At 64.7% G+C, this 17,398-nt stretch carries 18 protein-coding genes; 14 read left to right on the top strand and 4 right to left on the bottom strand.

Annotated elements, in window-relative coordinates; translation table 11 throughout:
* The first annotated feature begins 26 nt into the window (after positions 1 to 26).
* The 4 genes from CBY09_RS20685 (at position 27) to CBY09_RS20670 (ending at position 4,504) form a co-directional block, all read left to right on the top strand.
* Entirely contained in the window at positions 27 to 899 is an 873-nt protein-coding gene (locus CBY09_RS20685) for an MOSC domain-containing protein (RefSeq protein ID WP_094291444.1), read from the top strand.
* A gap of 83 nt (positions 900 to 982) precedes the next feature.
* Positions 983 to 2,077 (top strand): redox-regulated ATPase YchF, encoded by a 1,095-nt coding sequence (gene ychF / locus CBY09_RS20680; protein WP_094291443.1) that lies wholly within the window; start codon positions 983 to 985, stop codon positions 2,075 to 2,077.
* Positions 2,078 to 2,205: 128 nt separating this feature from the next.
* Entirely contained in the window at positions 2,206 to 3,084 is an 879-nt protein-coding gene (gene rarD, locus CBY09_RS20675) for an EamA family transporter RarD (RefSeq protein WP_094291442.1), read from the top strand.
* 178 nt (positions 3,085 to 3,262) lie between these two features.
* Positions 3,263 to 4,504 (top strand): GGDEF domain-containing protein, encoded by a 1,242-nt coding sequence (locus CBY09_RS20670; RefSeq protein WP_094291441.1) that lies wholly within the window; start codon positions 3,263 to 3,265, stop codon positions 4,502 to 4,504.
* A 30-nt stretch (positions 4,505 to 4,534) separates the two neighbouring features.
* On the opposite strand, the gene CBY09_RS20665 is transcribed toward CBY09_RS20670, so the two are convergent.
* On the bottom strand, positions 4,535 to 5,017 hold the full coding sequence (locus tag CBY09_RS20665) for a YqaA family protein (RefSeq protein WP_094291440.1): 483 nt from the start codon (positions 5,015 to 5,017) through the stop codon (positions 4,535 to 4,537).
* A 155-nt stretch (positions 5,018 to 5,172) separates the two neighbouring features.
* Here CBY09_RS20665 and CBY09_RS20660 point away from each other — a divergent pair, with 155 nt between their 5' ends.
* From CBY09_RS20660 to purH, 4 genes are all read left to right on the top strand, one after another.
* Positions 5,173 to 5,784: a M15 family metallopeptidase gene (locus CBY09_RS20660; RefSeq protein ID WP_094291439.1), complete on the top strand. Its 612-nt coding sequence runs from the start codon at positions 5,173 to 5,175 to the stop codon at positions 5,782 to 5,784.
* Between the two features lie 152 nt (positions 5,785 to 5,936).
* The gene (dusB, locus tag CBY09_RS20655; protein ID WP_094291438.1) at positions 5,937 to 6,983 is read left to right on the top strand and encodes a tRNA dihydrouridine synthase DusB; all 1,047 of its coding nucleotides are present in this window, start codon (positions 5,937 to 5,939) and stop codon (positions 6,981 to 6,983) included.
* Entirely contained in the window at positions 6,980 to 7,213 is a 234-nt protein-coding gene (locus CBY09_RS20650; protein ID WP_063458953.1) for a Fis family transcriptional regulator, read from the top strand. The genes dusB and CBY09_RS20650 overlap by 4 nt, the downstream gene beginning before the upstream one ends.
* A gap of 98 nt (positions 7,214 to 7,311) precedes the next feature.
* Positions 7,312 to 8,913, top strand: a complete 1,602-nt coding sequence (gene purH, locus CBY09_RS20645; RefSeq protein WP_094291437.1) for a bifunctional phosphoribosylaminoimidazolecarboxamide formyltransferase/IMP cyclohydrolase — start codon at positions 7,312 to 7,314, stop codon at positions 8,911 to 8,913.
* A gap of 84 nt (positions 8,914 to 8,997) precedes the next feature.
* On the opposite strand, the gene pobA is transcribed toward purH, so the two are convergent.
* The gene (gene pobA / locus CBY09_RS20640; RefSeq protein WP_094291436.1) at positions 8,998 to 10,182 is read right to left on the bottom strand and encodes a 4-hydroxybenzoate 3-monooxygenase; all 1,185 of its coding nucleotides are present in this window, start codon (positions 10,180 to 10,182) and stop codon (positions 8,998 to 9,000) included.
* A 116-nt stretch (positions 10,183 to 10,298) separates the two neighbouring features.
* On the opposite strand from pobA, the gene CBY09_RS20635 reads away from it, so the two are divergent.
* Positions 10,299 to 11,090 carry an IclR family transcriptional regulator domain-containing protein gene (locus CBY09_RS20635; RefSeq protein ID WP_094291435.1) on the top strand — a complete coding sequence of 264 codons (792 nt, stop codon included), beginning with the start codon at positions 10,299 to 10,301 and terminating at the stop codon, positions 11,088 to 11,090.
* 73 nt (positions 11,091 to 11,163) lie between these two features.
* Here the strand turns inward: CBY09_RS20635 and hemL are convergent, their stop codons facing one another.
* Together hemL and thiD are read right to left on the bottom strand one after the other, a co-directional pair.
* Positions 11,164 to 12,468, bottom strand: a complete 1,305-nt coding sequence (gene hemL / locus CBY09_RS20630) for a glutamate-1-semialdehyde 2,1-aminomutase (RefSeq protein ID WP_094291434.1) — start codon at positions 12,466 to 12,468, stop codon at positions 11,164 to 11,166.
* Entirely contained in the window at positions 12,452 to 13,414 is a 963-nt protein-coding gene (thiD, locus tag CBY09_RS20625; RefSeq protein WP_094291433.1) for a bifunctional hydroxymethylpyrimidine kinase/phosphomethylpyrimidine kinase, read from the bottom strand. Before thiD ends, hemL begins: the two co-directional genes overlap by 17 nt.
* 93 nt (positions 13,415 to 13,507) lie before the next feature.
* Here thiD and CBY09_RS20620 point away from each other — a divergent pair, with 93 nt between their 5' ends.
* From CBY09_RS20620 to CBY09_RS20600, 5 genes are read left to right on the top strand one after another with little or no spacing between them, the layout of a single operon-like run.
* Entirely contained in the window at positions 13,508 to 13,681 is a 174-nt protein-coding gene (locus tag CBY09_RS20620; protein WP_082836248.1) for a rubredoxin, read from the top strand.
* 59 nt (positions 13,682 to 13,740) lie between these two features.
* Positions 13,741 to 14,139, top strand: coding sequence for a response regulator (locus tag CBY09_RS20615; protein ID WP_005796099.1), 399 nt, complete (start codon positions 13,741 to 13,743; stop codon positions 14,137 to 14,139).
* Complete coding sequence (locus tag CBY09_RS20610; RefSeq protein WP_010459520.1) at positions 14,139 to 14,504, top strand: response regulator; 366 nt, start codon at positions 14,139 to 14,141, stop codon at positions 14,502 to 14,504. Before CBY09_RS20615 ends, CBY09_RS20610 begins: the two co-directional genes overlap by 1 nt.
* 15 nt (positions 14,505 to 14,519) lie before the next feature.
* On the top strand, positions 14,520 to 15,047 hold the full coding sequence (locus tag CBY09_RS20605; RefSeq protein ID WP_094291432.1) for a chemotaxis protein CheW: 528 nt from the start codon (positions 14,520 to 14,522) through the stop codon (positions 15,045 to 15,047).
* A 21-nt stretch (positions 15,048 to 15,068) separates the two neighbouring features.
* A complete protein-coding gene (locus CBY09_RS20600; protein ID WP_094291431.1) occupies positions 15,069 to 17,360 on the top strand; it encodes a methyl-accepting chemotaxis protein in 2,292 nt (763 codons plus the stop codon).
* The last annotated feature ends 38 nt before the right edge of the window (positions 17,361 to 17,398 follow it).

Here is a 17,398-nt window from a genome sequence, read left to right as displayed (position 1 = left end):
CCATTTCTCAAGAGGAACCCCTGGCTGTGAGCTTCAACCCCGATTCCGATTTGTCCGGCACCATTGCGCGGCTGTTTGTGTACCCCATCAAGTCCTGTGCGGGCATCGAGGTGCAGGAAGCACTGCTCACGGACACCGGGCTGGACCTGGACCGGGCCTGGATGGTGGTGGATGCCGACGGCATGTTCCTGACCCAGCGCGCCCTGCCGCGCATGGCGCTGATCCGGCCACAGCTCAAGAGCGACGAGATGGTGCTGCGTGCGCCCGGCATGCTGGCCCTGCATGTGGCGGTGGACGCCGTCGAGGCACCGGCCACCGTGACCGTGTGGCGCGACACTGTACCCGCCTGGGACATGGGGGCCGTCGCTGCCCAGTGGTTCACGGACTTCCTCGGGCAACCCTGCCGGCTGGTGCGGTTTGACCCCGAGCACCGGCGCTTGTCTAGCCTGGAGTGGACGAACGGGTTGGAGGTGCCCAACCAGTTTGCAGACGGGTTCCCCATCCTGGTGGCCAGCGAGGCCTCGATGGAGGAGCTCAATGGACGGCTGGCCGCTGCAGGCCATACGGCAGTGGGCATTGAACGCTTCCGGCCCAACGTGGTACTGGCTGGCATTGATGCCCACGATGAAGACCGGGTGGACCTGGTGCGTGTGGACGGGGGCGCGGACGGCGAAATTCACCTGCAGCCGGTCAAACCCTGCGCGCGCTGCCCCATCCCCGACATCGATCCGGCCACGGCGACTTCCAGCCCCGAGGTGGGCGACACCCTGCGCACCTACCGCCAGGACAAGCGCGTGGATGGCGCCATCACCTTTGGCATGAACGCCATCGTGCGCCAAGGCGCGGGCCAGGTGCTGCGTGTGGGGCAGCGCGTGGCGGCCGATTTGCGGTTCGAGTGACGCAGTAATCGGGGGCGATGGAAGGGGGAGCTGGCAGCCCCGTAAAATCGGCGGTTTGTCTCCGAATTCCAGAAAGCCCTGCCATGAGCCTCCAATGCGGCATCGTGGGCCTGCCCAACGTCGGCAAGTCCACCCTCTTCAACGCGCTGACCAAGGCCGGCATTGCCGCCGAAAACTACCCCTTCTGCACCATCGAGCCCAATACCGGCGTGGTGGAAGTGCCCGACCCGCGCCTGCAGCAGCTGGCCCAGATCATTTCCCCCGAGCGCATCGTGCCCGCCATCGTCGAGTTTGTGGACATTGCCGGCCTGGTGGCGGGCGCTTCTAAGGGCGAAGGCCTGGGCAACCAGTTCCTGGCGCACATCCGCGAAACCGATGCCATCGTGAACGTGGTGCGTTGCTTTGAAGACCCCAACGTGATCCACGTGGCGGGCCGCGTGGACCCGATTGCGGACATCGAAGTCATCCAGACCGAGCTGTGCCTGGCCGACCTGGCCACGGTCGAGAAGGCGCTCAACCGCTACAGCAAGGCGGCCAAGTCCGGCAACGACAAGGAGGCCGCCAAGATCGTTGCGCTGCTCACCCCCATCCAGGCTGCGCTGGACCAGGGCAAGCCCGCGCGCACGATTGCCGTGAGCAAGGAAGATGCGCCCCTGCTCAAGCAGTTCTGCCTGATCACGGCCAAGCCCGCCATGTTTGTGGGCAACGTGGCCGAGGACGGTTTCGAGAACAACCCGCTGCTGGACAAGCTCAAGGCCTATGCCGAGGCCCAGGGTGCGCCGGTGGTGGCCATCTGCGCCAAGATCGAAGCCGAAATGGCCGAGATGGAAGACGAAGACCGCGACATGTTCCTGCAGGAGCTGGGTCTGGAAGAGCCCGGCCTGAACCGCCTGATCCGCGCAGGCTTCAAGCTGCTGGGCCTGCAGACCTACTTCACGGCCGGTGTGAAGGAAGTGCGTGCCTGGACCATCCATGTGGGCGACACGGCGCCCCAGGCGGCCGGTGTGATCCACGGCGACTTCGAGCGCGGCTTCATCCGCGCCCAGACCATCGCCTTCGATGACTACATCCACTACAAGGGCGAGCAAGGCGCCAAGGATGCGGGCAAGATGCGTGCCGAAGGCAAGGAGTATGTGGTCAAGGACGGCGATGTGTTGAATTTCCTGTTCAACGTGTGACCCACCCCTGACCTGCCTGCGGGCCCGCGAATGGGTCCATGGCCCCGTCCCTGTCCGGCTGCTTGGCTGGCAGGGATTTTTTTCGGCCCTCTCTGCGTCTCTCTTTCCACTTCCCAGCGGGCTTGCCCATGAACACCGGAATTCTCTACGCCGCGCTTGCCTACATCGCCTGGGGCCTGTTTCCCTTGTATTTCCGGCAGGTGGCGGATGTGCCCTCGCTGGAGGTCGTGATGCACCGCACGCTGTGGTCGCTGGTGGTGGTGCTGGGGCTCCTGGCTGTGCGCAGGCATTGGGCCTGGATGGCTGCCGTGGTGCGTCAGCCCCGCGTGCTGGGGGCCTTTGCGTTGTCGGCCGTGCTGTTGTCCGGCAACTGGTTGACCTATGTGTGGGCCGTGCAGAACCAGCACGTGGTGGATGCCAGCCTGGGCTACTTCATTCTGCCGCTGGTGAATGTGGCGCTGGGTTTTGTGTTCCTGCACGAACGCCCCCGCCCGGGCCAGTGGCTGGCCGTGGCCGTGGCGGCTGCGGGTGTGCTCTGGCTCACGCTGCAAGCCGGGCGCTTGCCCTGGATCGCGCTGGTGCTGGCGCTGAGCTTTGGGTTCTATGGCCTGCTGCGCAAGGTGGCAGTGCTCGGCGCGCTCGAAGGGCTGGCGCTGGAAACCCTGATGCTTGCGCCGGTGGCTGCTGCCGTGCTGGGTTGGTGGGCCTGGCAAGGGCAGGGGGCCTTGGTACAAGGCGACGCCGCCGCCATTGGCTGGCTGGTGCTGGCGGGCCCCATGACGGCCGTGCCCCTGTTGTTGTTTGCAGCGGGCGCGCGCCTGATCCCGATGTCCACGCTGGGCATCCTGCAGTACATCTCGCCCAGCCTGCAGTTCGCCTTGGGGGTCTGGATTTTTCACGAAGCCTTCGAGCCCGCGCGGCTGGTGGGTTTCGTGTTGATCTGGGGGGCACTGGTGGTCTACAGCCTCGAAGGCTGGTGGATGCGCCAGCGGGTGGCGGCTGCCTGAACGGGGCGGGGCAAGCGGTGGCGCTACTGGAAAACGCGCAGATTGTTTGTGTCAGTTCCACGTAAGATCGCGCGCGGTTCCAAGAGATCGTCTGCACGGTGCTGAGGATCCGCGCCTGGGCCCTTCGCCATTCGGCCCCCTGTTTTCCGAACAAACCCAGGCATGTGCCTGCCCCCGCATGTTCTTTGCACGCAAAAACCTGTTCTCGGCGACAGACGCTTTCCCCCTGACCGACGCCGTGCTGGAGTTCGACGACTCGTCGTCTGCAGCCTCAACCGCCGTGCGGCCCGGGCGCCGGGCCCTGGACGGCCTGGGGCCCCGGGGAGACTGGCATGAGCGCAAGAAGTGGTGGGCCGTTGGAGGTCTGATCAGCCTCTACGCCTTGGCCCTGCTGGGCTTCTATGTCCTGGACATGGTGGCGGGCGAAGCCCTGGCGGTGCTGGCGGCGATGGTGGTGGTGGGTTTCGTGGCGTTCTGGCTTGTGCTCCGTGCCGACGTGCAGCAGAAGATCCGGCTGCGGCACCTGCAGCTGGCCATCGTGTCCACCGCGATTGGCGGCATGCTGGTGGTGTTCTATCTCGCCCCTGTCACGCAGATACTGTTTGCACCCTTCATGTTTGTGGCGGTGGCGTATGGCATTTTTACCGTGCCCCGCCGTACGCTGCTGGCGCTGACCGCCGTGGTACTGGTGGCCTATGCAGCGGTGATCGGCCTGCACCATAGCCACCAGCACAATGCCGCGCTGCTGCGCCTGGAGCTGCTGCACCTGCTGGCGCTGGCGGTGTCGGTGCCCGCATTCATTGTTCTCATGGGCCGGGTACAGCACCTGTACCGCAGCCTGTACCGGGCCAGCCGCAAGATCAAGAACATCCAGGAGGACGCGCAGCGCGACACGCTGCTGGGCTGCTTCAACCGCCGCTACATCCTGGCCGCCCTGGAGGAGCAGAAACAGCTGGCCGACGAAAGTGGCATCCCGCTGTGCCTGGCCGTGCTCGACATCGACCACTTCAAGCGCATCAACGACGAGCTGGGCCACCTGGGCGGGGACGAGGTGCTGCGCACTTTTGCACGCATTGCGCAGCAGGGTGTGCGGGGGGGCGACCTGTTCGGGCGCTATGGCGGCGAGGAGTTCTTGCTGATCTTCCCTGCCACTTCGCTGCTGCCCGCGCTCAACACCTGCGAGCGGATCCGCGCCCAGGTGGAGACACATGCCTGGAGCGGCCTGCTCAAGGGCCGCGTGACGGTGTCGATTGGTGTGACGCAGTACGTGCTGGGCGAGTCGGTGCTGGAGTTCTTCTCGCGCGCAGACACGGCGATGTACATGGCCAAAGAAGGGGGCCGCAACCAGGTGGTGGTGGAAGAGCCCATCGCCAAGGGGGACTCCCTGCTCTCAGAACACAGCGGCCACGCGTTTTTGTAGCCTGGTCCGGGGAAGACCGCCTCTGCTGTCCTACGTCCCGACCTGCCCCGGCATCAAGTACAGCAGCGCAGTGGTCATGACCAGGTAGCGCAGGAACTTGCCCACCGCCATGTAGGCCAGGCAGGGCCAGAAGGGCAGCTTGAGCCAGCCCGCCACGGCGCACAGCGGGTCGCCCACCCCCGGCAGCCAGCTCAGCAGGCAGGCGCGGGGGCCAAAACGCTTGAGCCAGTTCAGTGCCCGCAGCTCCGTGGCATTGCCGCGTGCCCTGTCCACGGCCCGGTGTGCGCCCAGGCCCATCCACCAGCTCACGCCGCCGCCCAGCGTGTTACCCACGGTGGCCACGGCGATGGCGGGCCAGAACAGGTCCGGGTTGAGCTTGACAAGGCCAAACACGGCGGGCTCAGAGCCCATGGGCAGCAGTGTGGCCGACACGAACGACACCACAAAGACCGTGCTCAGGCCAAATTGCGGCAGGGCCAGCCATTCCAGCAGCTGGTGCATCCAGATTTCCATGGGGGGAGTGTAGGGTGCGGCTCCCGGCCGACGGCGATGCGGGGGCACCGGCGCACTGTCCTACAGCAGTCTGCGCTGTCCCGGCATGGGCGAGGGTGCAGGGGTTTTGTAAGGTGCAGCTTGGTCACCCCCGAATCTCGCGACAGGAGTACGCCATGCCCGCCACTGCTGCATCCCCTCAGACCCGCCCGCGCTCCGGCCACTCCGGCAGCTTCGCCCCCTGGCCCCGCGTGGTGGGCTGCGCAGGGGGCATCGCCGCCTTGACGCTGGCGGCTTGTGCGCACAATCCGCAGGCAGGGGCGTCCAATGCCGGGCCCACCGGGTCAGGCAGCCCAGCTGTGGCGATCAACACCGCGCAAGACAGGGCGCTGTGCCGGGACGAGCCCGCCACCCGCGCAGAGCTCGGACGCGCTGCCCACGCGCTGCTGGCCCAGGGCCTGGCGCTGCAAGCCACCTGCTTGGCCCCCGGCGGCTGGGTGGTGCAGGTGCTGGTGGTAGACGGCATGAAGGCCCGCCAAGTGGTGCGGGGGCCGCTGGCCGATGGCCAGGCGGTGGACATGGGGACGCCATCCGGCAGATTTCAAGCCGGGGCAGCGGCCACGGCAACGGGCCATTCGCCCGACGTGGTGCACAACCGCCAGTGGCTGCGCGCCCTCATGGCACACCACCAGTTCGACAACCTGCCGGATGCCTGGTGGCATTTTGCGCAGCGCCATGGCGACACCATCCTTGAGCCAGCCGGTGGTGCCGATCTCGCGGCCCGCTAGAACCTGTTCAAAGTCTGTTTTGTGCATCGCCAATGGGGTCCTGCGCGGGGATAGCCAGCGTTGCCGGAACATTTCATTTGCTGAAATTTTGAGCAGGTACAATCCCGCCTCCTTTTTCAGCATTCGCTGTCGCCCCCTCCCGCACCCCTCCCATGCACATCGGCCACATTCCTTTGGCGAACCGGTTGTTCGTCGCCCCCATGGCGGGCGTCACCGACCGGCCGTTCCGCCAACTGTGCAAGGCGCTGGGCGCGGGGTATGCGGTCAGCGAGATGGTGACCTCGCGCAAGGACCTGTGGAACAGCCTCAAGACCTCGCGCCGGGCCAACCATGAAGGGGAACCCGGGCCCATCGCCGTGCAGATTGCCGGCACCGATGCACCGATGATGGCCGAGGCTGCGGTCTACAACGTGGAACGCGGCGCGCAGATCATCGACATCAACATGGGTTGCCCGGCCAAGAAGGTCTGCAACAAATGGGCGGGCTCTGCGCTGATGCAGAACGAAGCCCTGGCGGTGGAGATTGCCGCTGCCGTGGTCGAGGCTTGCGCGCCTTTCAACGTGCCCGTCACGCTGAAGATGCGCACCGGCTGGTGCCAGGAGCACAAGAACGCCGTCGCATTGGCGCGGCAGTTCGAAAGCGTGGGCATCCAGATGCTCACCGTGCACGGCCGCACGCGCGAGCAGGGCTACAAGGGCCATGCCGAGTACGACACCATCGCCGCCGTCAAGGCGGCGGTGAAGGTGCCCGTGGTAGCCAACGGCGACATCACCTCGCCCGAAAAGGCGCGCGATGTGCTGGCCGCCACCGGTGCCGACGCGATCATGATCGGCCGCGCCGCCCAGGGCCGCCCGTGGATCTTCCGCGAGATCGGCCACTTTCTGGCCACGGGCGAGCACCTGGCGCCACCGCTGGTGGCCGAGGTGCGCCGCCTGCTGCTGGACCACCTGCAAGACCACTACAGCCTGTACGGCGAGCTGACCGGGGTGCGCAGTGCGCGCAAGCACATTGCGTGGTACCTGCGCGCGTTGCCGGGTGGCGAGGCCTTCAGGCAACACATCAACACGATCGAAGACTGCACCACGCAGTGGCAGGCCGTGGCCGACTACTTGGATGCCCTCGGGCAACAGATGGACCGGCTGCCTGCCGCCACGGGCGTGGACGCAGAACCAGAAGAACAAGAGGGATTGGCTGCATGAGCAAGAAACACATAGAAGAATGCGTGCGCGAGAGCCTGCAGGGCTACTTTCGCGACCTGGGCGGCGAGACGCCCGATGGCATGTACGACATGCTGGTGCGTGTGGTCGAAAAACCGCTGCTGGAAGTGGTGATGACCCATGCGGACAACAACCAGTCGCGCGCGGCCGAATGGCTGGGTCTGAACCGCAACACCCTGCGCAAGAAGCTGGTCGAGCACAAGCTGCTCTGATGCCGTCGTGCTGTTTGCTATCTAATTTGTAGCTATTAGCCCTTGATGGACAGGCGCAAGGGCCCCTTTTTATTCAAAACCTCCCCACCACCACTGCCATGAACGCACTCATCTCCGTCTCCGACAAGACCGGCATTGTCGAATTTGCACAAGCGCTGCACGCGCTGGGCATCAAGCTCTTGTCCACCGGCGGCACCGCCAAGCTGCTGGCCGACAAGGGCCTGCCCGTGACCGAAGTCGCCGAAGTCACCCAATTCCCCGAGATGCTGGATGGCCGCGTGAAGACGCTGCACCCCAAGGTGCACGGTGGCCTGCTGGCGCGCCGCGAGCTGCCCGAACACATGGCCGCCTTGAAGGAACACGGCATCGACACCATCGACCTGCTGGTGGTCAACCTCTACCCCTTTGAAGCCACCGTGGCCAAGGCCGGTTGCACGCTGGCCGACGCCATCGAGAACATCGACATCGGCGGCCCCGCCATGGTGCGCAGCGCCGCCAAGAACTGGAAGGACGTGGGCGTGATCACCTCGGCCGACCAGTACGAGGCCGTGCTGGCTGAACTCAAGGCCGGTGGCAAGTTGAGCGACAAGCTGCGCTTTGCGCTGTCGGTGGCCGCCTTCAACCGCATCGCCCAGTACGACGGCGCGATCAGCGACTACCTCTCGTCCGTCACGTTCGAAGAAGACAAGCTGTCGGAAACCTACGTGCCTACGCGCACCCAGTTCCCCGGCCAGAGCAACGGCATCTTCACCAAGGTGCAAGACCTGCGCTATGGCGAAAACAGCCACCAGCAAGCCGCGCTGTACCGCGACCTGCACCCCGCGCCCGGCTCGCTGGTCACCGGCGTGCAACTGCAGGGCAAGGAACTGAGCTACAACAACATCGCCGATGCCGATGCCGCCTGGGAATGTGTGAAAAGCTTTGACGCCGCGGCCTGCGTGATCGTCAAGCACGCCAACCCCTGCGGCGTGGCCGTGGGCCTGGATGCGCTGAGCGCCTACAGCAAGGCCTTCCAGACCGACCCCACCAGCGCCTTCGGCGGCATCATTGCCTTTAACCGCGTGGTGGACGGCCAGGCCGCAGCCCAGGTCAGCAAGCAGTTTGTCGAAGTGCTGATGGCCCCCGACTTCACCGCCGAGGCGCTGGAGATCTTCAAGGCCAAGGCCAATGTGCGCCTGCTCAAGATTGCCCTGCCCGCACACGGCGGCAAGACGGATTGGGAACGCGGCCGCAACGCCATGGACGCCAAGCGCATCGGCTCGGGCCTGCTGCTGCAGACGGCCGACAACCACGAGCTGTCGCTTATCGACCTCAAGGTCGTGACCCAGAAGCAGCCCACGCTGGAAGAAATGGAAGACCTGCTGTTCGCCTGGAAGGTCGCCAAGTACGTCAAGAGCAACGCCATCGTTTTCTGCAAGGGCGGCATGACCATGGGCGTGGGCGCTGGCCAGATGAGCCGCCTGGACTCGGCCCGCATCGCCAGCATCAAGGCAGGCCACGCTGGCCTGACCTTGCAAGGTACGGTGGTGGCGAGCGACGCGTTCTTCCCCTTCCGCGACGGCCTCGATGTGGTGGTCGATGCAGGCGCCACCTGCGTGATCCAGCCCGGTGGCTCCATGCGCGACAACGAAGTGATCGACGCCGCCAACGAGCGCGGCGTAGCCATGGTGTTCAGTGGCGTGCGCCACTTCCGCCATTGATTCGACCGGCGGCGGGCACCCAACAAAAAGCGGCTTCCAAGGAAGCCGCTTTTTTTATGTCCGTTGTCAGGATGAAGTTGAGGTTCAGGTGCCGAAATTCATCGGCAGCCCCACGTAGTTCTCGGCCAGCGACACCGAAGCAGCGCGTGAGTTCACCAGGTAGTCCAGTTCGGCCTCCTGGATTTTCTGCCCGAATTCGCCGGTCTCGGGAAAGCGGTGCATCAGCGAGGTGAACCACCACGAGAAGCGCTCTGCCCGCCACACGCGGCGCAGGCAGCGGTCGGAGTAGGTGTCGATGCCCACGGCGGATTTCTCTGTGTAGAACTCGGTGAGCGCTGTCCACAGGTAGCCCACGTCGCTGGCCGCCAGGTTCAGGCCCTTGGCGCCCGTGGGCGGCACGATGTGGGCCGCGTCGCCTGCCAGGAACATGCGGCCAAAACGCATGGGTTCGGCCACAAAGCTGCGCAGTGGGGCAATGCTCATCTCCAGCGCTGGGCCGGTGACCAGGTTCGCGCGCGCCTCGGGGTCCAGGCGGTTGCCCAGCTCGGTCCAGAACTGGTCGATGGTCCAGTTGTCGATCTTGTCGGTGCTGGGCACCTGCACGTAGTAGCGGCTGCGCGTGGCGCTGCGCATGCTGCACAGCGCAAAGCCGCGTTCGGTGTTGGCGTAAATCAGTTCGTGCGAGACGGGCGGCACATCGGCCAGCACACCCAGCCAGCCAAAGGGGTACACGCGTTCGTAGGTCTTGAGCAGGTTGGCCGGGGCGCTGGCGCGGCACACGCCGTGGTAGCCGTCGCAGCCGGCGATGAAGTCGCAGGCCAGCTCGTGCGTCTGACCGTCCTTCTGGTAGGTCACGCGGGGGCTTTGACCTTCGAAGTCGTGCACTTGCACGTTCTGCGCGTCGTACACGGTGGTCAAGCCTTCTGCCGCGCGCGCGTCCATCAGATCGCGCGTCACTTCGGTCTGGCCGTACACCGTGACGCGGCTGCCGCCGGTCAGGTCGTGCAGGTCGATGCGGTGGCGCGCGCCCTTGAACAGCAGCTCGATGCCGTCGTGCGGCAGGCCCTCGGCATGGGCGCGGGCCCCGACACCGGCCTTGTCCAGCAGGTCCATGCTGACCTGCTCCAGCACACCCGCGCGGATGCGGCCCAGCACGTAGTCGGGGCTGCGCTGTTCGATGATGACGGCGTCAATGCCGGACTTGTAGAGCAACTGGCCGAGCAGCAGGCCGGCGGGGCCTGCGCCGATGATGGCAACCTGGGTACGCATGGTGGGGCAATCTCGTGAAGTTCGATGCTGCCAAGCGTAGGTTGATCTGCGTCAAGAGAGCGGGCCGCCGTGGCGGTTGCGTGCGATTGTCGGTCGTGTTGTGCGATCATCGCGCAATGACCATCGTGCAGGCCGCCGCCCCCATCGCCAAGGCAGATTTCATCGAAGGCATGGCCAAAGGCATGGCCGTGCTGGAGAGTTTTGATACCGAGCGCCAGCGGCTCAATGCCACGCTGGCCGCGCAGCGCACCGGGCTCACGCGGGCGGCGGCGCGGCGGCATCTGCTCACCCTGGCGCACCTGGGCTATCTGGAGACGGATGGCAGCTACTTCTGGCTGGCGCCCAAGGTGCTGCGGTTTTCCGGCAGCTACCTGGCCTCCGCCCGCCTGCCGCGTGTGCTGCAGCCCACGCTGAACCGGCTGGCGGCGCAGACGCAGCAGTCCTTCTCGGCTGTGGTGCTGGATGGCAACGAGGTGGTGATCGTGGCGCGCAGCGGGGTGTATGGCGCGCCGTCGCGTGTGCTGGCCTATGGCCTGCACCTGGGCGCGCGGTTGCCTGCACACCCCACGTCCACCGGGCGGGTGCTGCTGGCGGCGTTGCCGCCAGTGGAACTCACGCAATGGCTCAAGGGCCACACGCTGCAACGCCTCACGCCCCACACCATCACCCAGGTCGGGCCGCTGCGGCAGGTGATTGCCAAGGCGCGCCGCGATGACTACTGTCTGGCGGTGGAGGAGCACGAGCTGGGTGTGCACGCACTGGCCGTGCCGCTGCGCAACCTGCAGGGGCACACAGTGGCGGCGCTCAACGTGGTGGCGTCGCCCAAGCAGATCGATGAAGGCAGCCTGCAGCGCGACATGCTGCCGCTGTTGCAGGACGCGGCCCGGGAGCTGCGCGGGCTGTTGTGACCACCCTACCGTCGAAAATATGAACAAAAAAGGCAGCTACCGCGCTATGGTTAAGCGCTGTTGGCTATTGTTTTTATAGTGTTTTGAACACTTCGCGGGCGGCCGCCACGGTGGCGGCAATGTCGTCGGCCGTGTGGGCGGCGCTCACAAAACCCGCTTCGTACAGGGCCGGGGCAATGTAGATACCCCGGTCCAGCAGGCCGTGGAAGAGCTGGTTGAAGCGCGCGCTGTCGGTTTGGAGCACCTGGGCGTAGTTCTGGGGCAGCTCGGGCATCAGGAAGAAGCCGAACATGCCGCCTTCGCTGTCGGTGCTGAAGGGCACGCCTTCAGCCGCCGCCGCAGCGGCGAGGCCATCAACCAGGGAGCGTGTGGTGGCCGACAGTGCGTCGAAGAAGCCCGGCTTCTTGATCTCGCGCAGCGTGGCCAGCCCGCAGGCGGTGGCCACGGGATTGCCCGACAGCGTTCCGGCCTGGTACACGGCGCCCAGCGGTGCGAGGTTCTCCATGATGGCGCGTGGCCCGCCAAAGGCTGCCAGGGGCATACCGCCGCCAATCACCTTGCCCAGCACGGTAAGGTCCGGCTTGAAGCCCGGGATGCTCTTGGCGTATACGCTCTGGGCGCTGCCCAGCGCCACGCGGAAGCCCGTCATGACCTCGTCGAGCACCAGCAGCGCGCCATATTCGGTACACAGCTCGCGGCAGCGCTTCATGAAAGGCACGCTTGCGCGCACCAAGTTCATGTTGCCCGCGATGGGCTCGATCATCACGCAGGCCAGTTCCTTGCCGTGCAGGGCAAAGGCTTCTTCGAGCTGGGCGACGTTGTTGTATTCGAGCACGATGGTGTGTTGCACCACCTCGGGTGGCACGCCTGCACTGGTGGCGTTGCCGAAGGTGGCCAGGCCTGAGCCAGCCTTGACCAGCAGCGAGTCGGCGTGGCCGTGGTAGCAGCCCTCGAACTTGATGAGCTTGCTGCGGCCCGTGGCGCCACGTGCCAGGCGGATGGCGCTCATGCCCGCCTCGGTGCCCGAGCTGACAAGGCGGATCATCTCCATGGAGGGGACTAGGCTCAGGATTTCTTCGGCCAGCTCCACCTCTCGCTCGGTGGGGGCGCCAAAGCTGAAGCCTTCCAGCGCGGCGCTCTGCACGGCTTCGAGCACGGCTGGGTGGCCGTGGCCCAGGATCATCGGGCCCCAGGAGCCGATGTAATCAATGAAGCGCTGGTCGTTGGCGTCCCAGAAGTAGGCGCCTTGCGCGCGCTTCACAAAGCGGGGCGTGCCGCCCACGGCCTTGAAGGCCCGCACTGGCGAGTTCACGCCGCCGGGGATGAGCGCCTTGGCGCGTTCGAAGAGGGGGATGTTGAGATCAGTGCTTGGTGTCATGGGGGGGCATCACAAAGCCTTCCAGGGCCTGTGCTTCGTCGATCGGAGTCTCTTCTTCTTCGTCCACGCCGGGCTCGCCGTCTTCGGGCTGGGCCCAGAACATGCGGTCGGGCACGATGTGTCCCATGCCGGGGCGAAAACCGGCGTCCAGGCAGCGGTCCAGGTAGCTCAGCGCCTCGCTGGTGGCTTCGCCCAGGTCGTTGCCTGCCGCCACCAGGGCGGTGAGTGCGGCCGAGAGGGTGTCGCCCGCGCCTGCAAACGTGGCGTCAAACAGCTCGAACTTGCCGCTGCCCAGCACAGTCTGGGGAGAGGCCAGCACGTTCTCGACAAACTGCTCTGGCAGGGGGATGCCGGTGACCAGGGTGTAGGGCACACCCATTTCGGACGCAGCCCGGGCGATGTCGCGGGCCGTGGGGTTGCGCTCACCGCTCCAGTCGGGCAGCAGCCAGCGCCACAGGGTGCTGTGGTTTCCAACCAACACTGAGGTCTGGGGCAACAACAATTCGCGGAAGGCGTCCAGGTACTCGTCGATCAGCTCGTCGCGCCACCAGGAAAGGTTGGGCATGTAAGCTATCACCGGGACTTCGTCATAGTCCGTAGTTATTTCGGCGATGGTGCTGATGTTCTCGGGGCTGCCCACGAAGCCGACCTTGATGGCCTGGACCGGGAGGTCCTCCAGCACGGCCCGGGCCTGCTCGGCCACGGCCTCGTCGTCAAAGCCGAAGTGGTCAAAAATCTCTGCCGTGTCGCGGGCGTAAGCGCCTGTGACCACGGCAATCGGGTGCCCGCCGACGGACGCAATGGTGGTGATGTCGGCGGTCAGCCCGCCTGCGCCGCTGGGGTCGCTGGCATTGAAGACAAGCACACAGGCAGGGCTTGCTTCCTCCGCACCGTCATCGTCGATCTCTGTGATTTCTGAGGGGGGAGGAGACGCTTTGATGGTCATGGACCAGATCCTGCTTGAGGGGGGCACCGAAGCCGCAGCCCATGGAGATGACTAGATACAATCGTTGCATTCTATGTGAAGGCCCTTTAAGCTGTGACCGACTCTAAAACTTGGATGTGTTTGATTTGCGGCTGGATTTATGACGAGGCAGAGGGGTCCCCTGAGCACGGCATTGCACCCAACACGCCCTGGGATCAGGTCCCCATGAATTGGACCTGCCCTGAATGTGGCGCCCGCAAGGAAGATTTCGAGATGGTTCAGATCTGAGACGCCCCGGCACTACTTGCTGCGGCGTTGTTTATTTTCTCCATCGGGAGCAGTGACAATTGACTACAACAGGCGCATCTTTCAAAGTGCTCGTGGTGGATGACAGCAACACCATCCGTCGAAGCGCCGAGATTTTTCTCAAGCAGGGGGGGCACGAAGTCTTGTTGGCAGACGACGGCTTTGATGCTTTGGCCAAAGTCAACGATTACCAGCCTCAGCTGATTTTCTGCGACATCCTCATGCCCAAGCTCGACGGGTACCAGACCTGCGCCATCATCAAGCGCAACGCCCGTTTTGCAGATACTCCGGTGGTGATGCTGTCCTCCAAGGACGGCGTGTTCGACAAGGCGCGCGGGCGCATGGTCGGCTGCCAGGAATATCTCACCAAGCCATTTACCAAAGACCAGCTGTTGCAGGCAGTTCAACAGTTTGGCAATTCCCAACAAGGAGCCATGTAATGCCCATTCAGAAAGTATTGGTCGTCGACGACTCGAAGACCGAGTTGATGTTTTTGACGGACCTGCTTCAGAAAAAAGGCATGCAAGTCCGTACTGCAGAAAATGCCGACGAAGCCTTCCGCCGCCTCGCTGAAGAAAAGCCCGACCTGATTTTGATGGACGTGGTCATGCCCGGCCAGAATGGTTTTCAGCTCACGCGTGCCATTACCCGCGACCCGCTGTATGCCGATGTGCCGATCATCATGTGCACCAGCAAGAACCAGGAAACCGACCGTGTCTGGGGCATGCGTCAGGGCGCGCGCGGCTATATCACCAAGCCGGTGGATCCCGCCGAATTGCAGGCAAAAATCGACGCTCTGAACTGAGGCTGCGGCGCGCTCATGGCCAACCGCGAAGCCCTGCGAGAGCTGCAGACCCGACTTGCCAGCCGCCTGCAGGCTGCAAGAACCGAAGGGACCTCTGTGTCATCCTGGCTGGCTGTCGAGTCCGCCGGGAGTTTCTACTTGTTGCCCCTGGGGCAGTCCGGGGAGATTTTTCCCTGGGCCTCCGTCCAGGCAGTGCCCTATACCCAAAGCTGGTTTCTGGGCGTTGCCAACCTGCGTGGTGGGCTGGTGGGTGTTGTGGACCTGGCGGGCCTGCTGGGATCGGCAGCGCCCCGCACCGAACAGGCCCTGGCCGAGTCCAGCCTGCTGGCCTTCAATGCCGCGCTGGATGTCAACGCGGCATTGCTGGTGGACCGCCTGGCGGGTCTGCGCGGAACCGACGCCTTTGTGTCGTCCGAGCCGCCGGCTGAAGATGCGCCCAGCTTCTTCGGCACCACCTATATCGATTCCAGCGGCACACGCTGGCAGGAGCTGAACCTGCAGATCCTGTCCCAACATCCCGCATTCCTGAGCATCAGTGCTTGAGTTTTTCTGTAAGGCTGCACCATGTCCGTCGTCAATCAATTTGGAAAACTGTTCAACCGGAAACCCGCTACGCCGGATGCAGGCGCAGCCGCTGGCACGGCGGACGATGGACAGGATGTCCTGGCCACGGGCGCCCTGGATGGCGCGCAGTTGCGTGATGCCTATCAGGCAGAGGCCATGAACAGCGTTCAGGGGGACCCGGATGGTGGTTATCCCTCCGAGCTGGCAGCTTCGGAAACGGACGAGGAGCTGATCTCCCTGCCCTTGCTGGGCCGGTCTACGGCCGCAGGCCACCAACGCCGTCTGCTGGCCCTGCTGCTGGTGGGTGTGTTGGTGCTGGGTGCGATTGCGTTCTGGGTGCTGCAGCAGGCGGACCGCTCCGCGCAGCAGCTTGCCGCTACCGGTCAATCGCTGATGCAGTCGCAGCGTCTGGCCAAGTCGGTGTCGCAGGCTCTGGTGGGCAGCCCCCAGGCCTTTCCGGATGTGGTGGAAAGCTCGGGCGTGCTGGCGCGCAACGTGCGCGCCCTGAATGCGGGTGACAGCGAGCTGGGTGTGCAGTCGCTGGGCGAGCCGTTCAAGCCCGATCTGGATGCCGTCAATCCCTTGATGGAGCGCGCCGAGCGCAACGCCAGTGTGGTGATGGGCCAGCAGAAGATCCTGACCCAGGTGGGTGACGCTCTGCGCACCATCAACCGCCAGTCCTCCGACCTGCTGGAAATCGCCGAAACCGTGTCCTCGCTGAAGCTCCAGCAGAATGCCCCGGCAGCTGAAATTTCTGCCGCTGGTCAGCTCGTGATGTTGACCCAGCGTATCGGCAAGTCGGCCAACGAATTCCAGACCATGGAAGGCGTGAGCCCCGAGGCCGTGTTCCTGCTGGGCAAGGACTTGAACTCGTTCAAGGAAATCGCCCAGGGCCTGCTGGACGGCAGCCCGGAACTGCGCCTGGCCGCCACCAAGGACGCCCAGACCCGCGAACAACTCGAAGCCCTGGTCAAGCTCTACGAACAGACGCGTACCCAGGCCAGCGCCATTCTGGGCAACCTGCAAGGCCTGGTGTCTGCCCGTGAAGCGCAATCCGCCATCATTGCCGACAGCGAACCGCTGCGCCGCCAGTTGGAAGGCCTGCAGAGCAAGCTGTCTGCCCAGACCGGTCTGGGTGCTGGCCAGTTTGCCGCCCTGGCACTGGCAGGTCTGTTCGTGCTGCTGTGCGGTATCGGCATTTCGCGCGTTCAGCTGCTGGACAGCCGGGGCCGTCAGGCGGCTGCCGAAACGCAGCAAAAGGACGCCAAGCGCCAGGAGCAGGAAGCCAAGCGCGTCAACGACGCCAACCAAGCTGCCATTTTGCGTTTGATGAACGAACTGCAGTCGGTTGCTGAAGGTGACTTGACCCAGGAAGCCACGGTGACCGAGGACATCACGGGCGCCATTGCCGACTCGGTGAACTACACGGTGGAAGAGCTGCGCCAGCTGGTGGGCAGCGTGCAGAACACGGCAACCCGTGTGGCGCAGACGACGGCGCAGGTGGACAACACCTCCACCGAGCTGCTGGCCGCATCGACCGAGCAGCTGCGCGAAATTCGCGAAACTGGTCGCTCCGTTCTGGACATGGCAACCCGAATCAACGAGGTGTCCACCCAGGCGCAAGAGTCCGCCACGGTGGCCCGCCAATCGCTGCAAGCTGCCGACTCGGGTCTGCAGGCCGTGCAGAACGCCATCGGTGGTATGAACTCCATCCGCGACCAGATCCAGGACACCTCCAAGCGGATCAAGCGCCTGGGCGAGTCGTCGCAGGAGATCGGTGAAATCACCGAGCTGATTTCCGACATTACCGAGCAGACGAACGTGCTGGCGCTGAACGCAGCCATCCAGGCAGCATCCGCTGGTGAAGCCGGTCGCGGCTTCTCGGTGGTGGCGGAAGAAGTGCAGCGCCTTGCTGAACGTTCCGCAGACGCTACGCGCCAGATCTCGGCACTCGTGAAGGCCATTCAGACCGACACCCAGGATGCCGTGGCCGCTATGGAGCGCTCCACGCAGGGTGTGGTGGAAGGGGCCCGCCTCTCCGACTCAGCCGGCACCGCACTGACCGAAATTGACCGCGTGTCGCGCCGCCTTGCTGAACTGATTGAGCAGATTTCGTCTTCGACTTCCCGCGAAGCCGTTCTGGCCAACGAAGTGGCCGACAACATCCAGCACATTTTTGCGGTGACCGAGCAAACGGGTGAAGGTACCCGCACCACGGCACAACAGGTGCGTGAGTTGTCGCACATGGCCGAAGAACTGCGCCAATCGGTGGCACGTTTCAAGATCGCCTGACAGCAGTAGTCATCAACCAGCTGGCTCATTGCAGCCGG

It is taken from the genome of Acidovorax kalamii (assembly GCF_002245625.1).
Classification (GTDB): Bacteria; Pseudomonadota; Gammaproteobacteria; order Burkholderiales; family Burkholderiaceae_C; genus Acidovorax; species Acidovorax kalamii.
The sequence above is the reverse complement of the archived record's forward strand: the minus strand, read 5'-3'. Positions and strand labels throughout refer to the sequence as shown.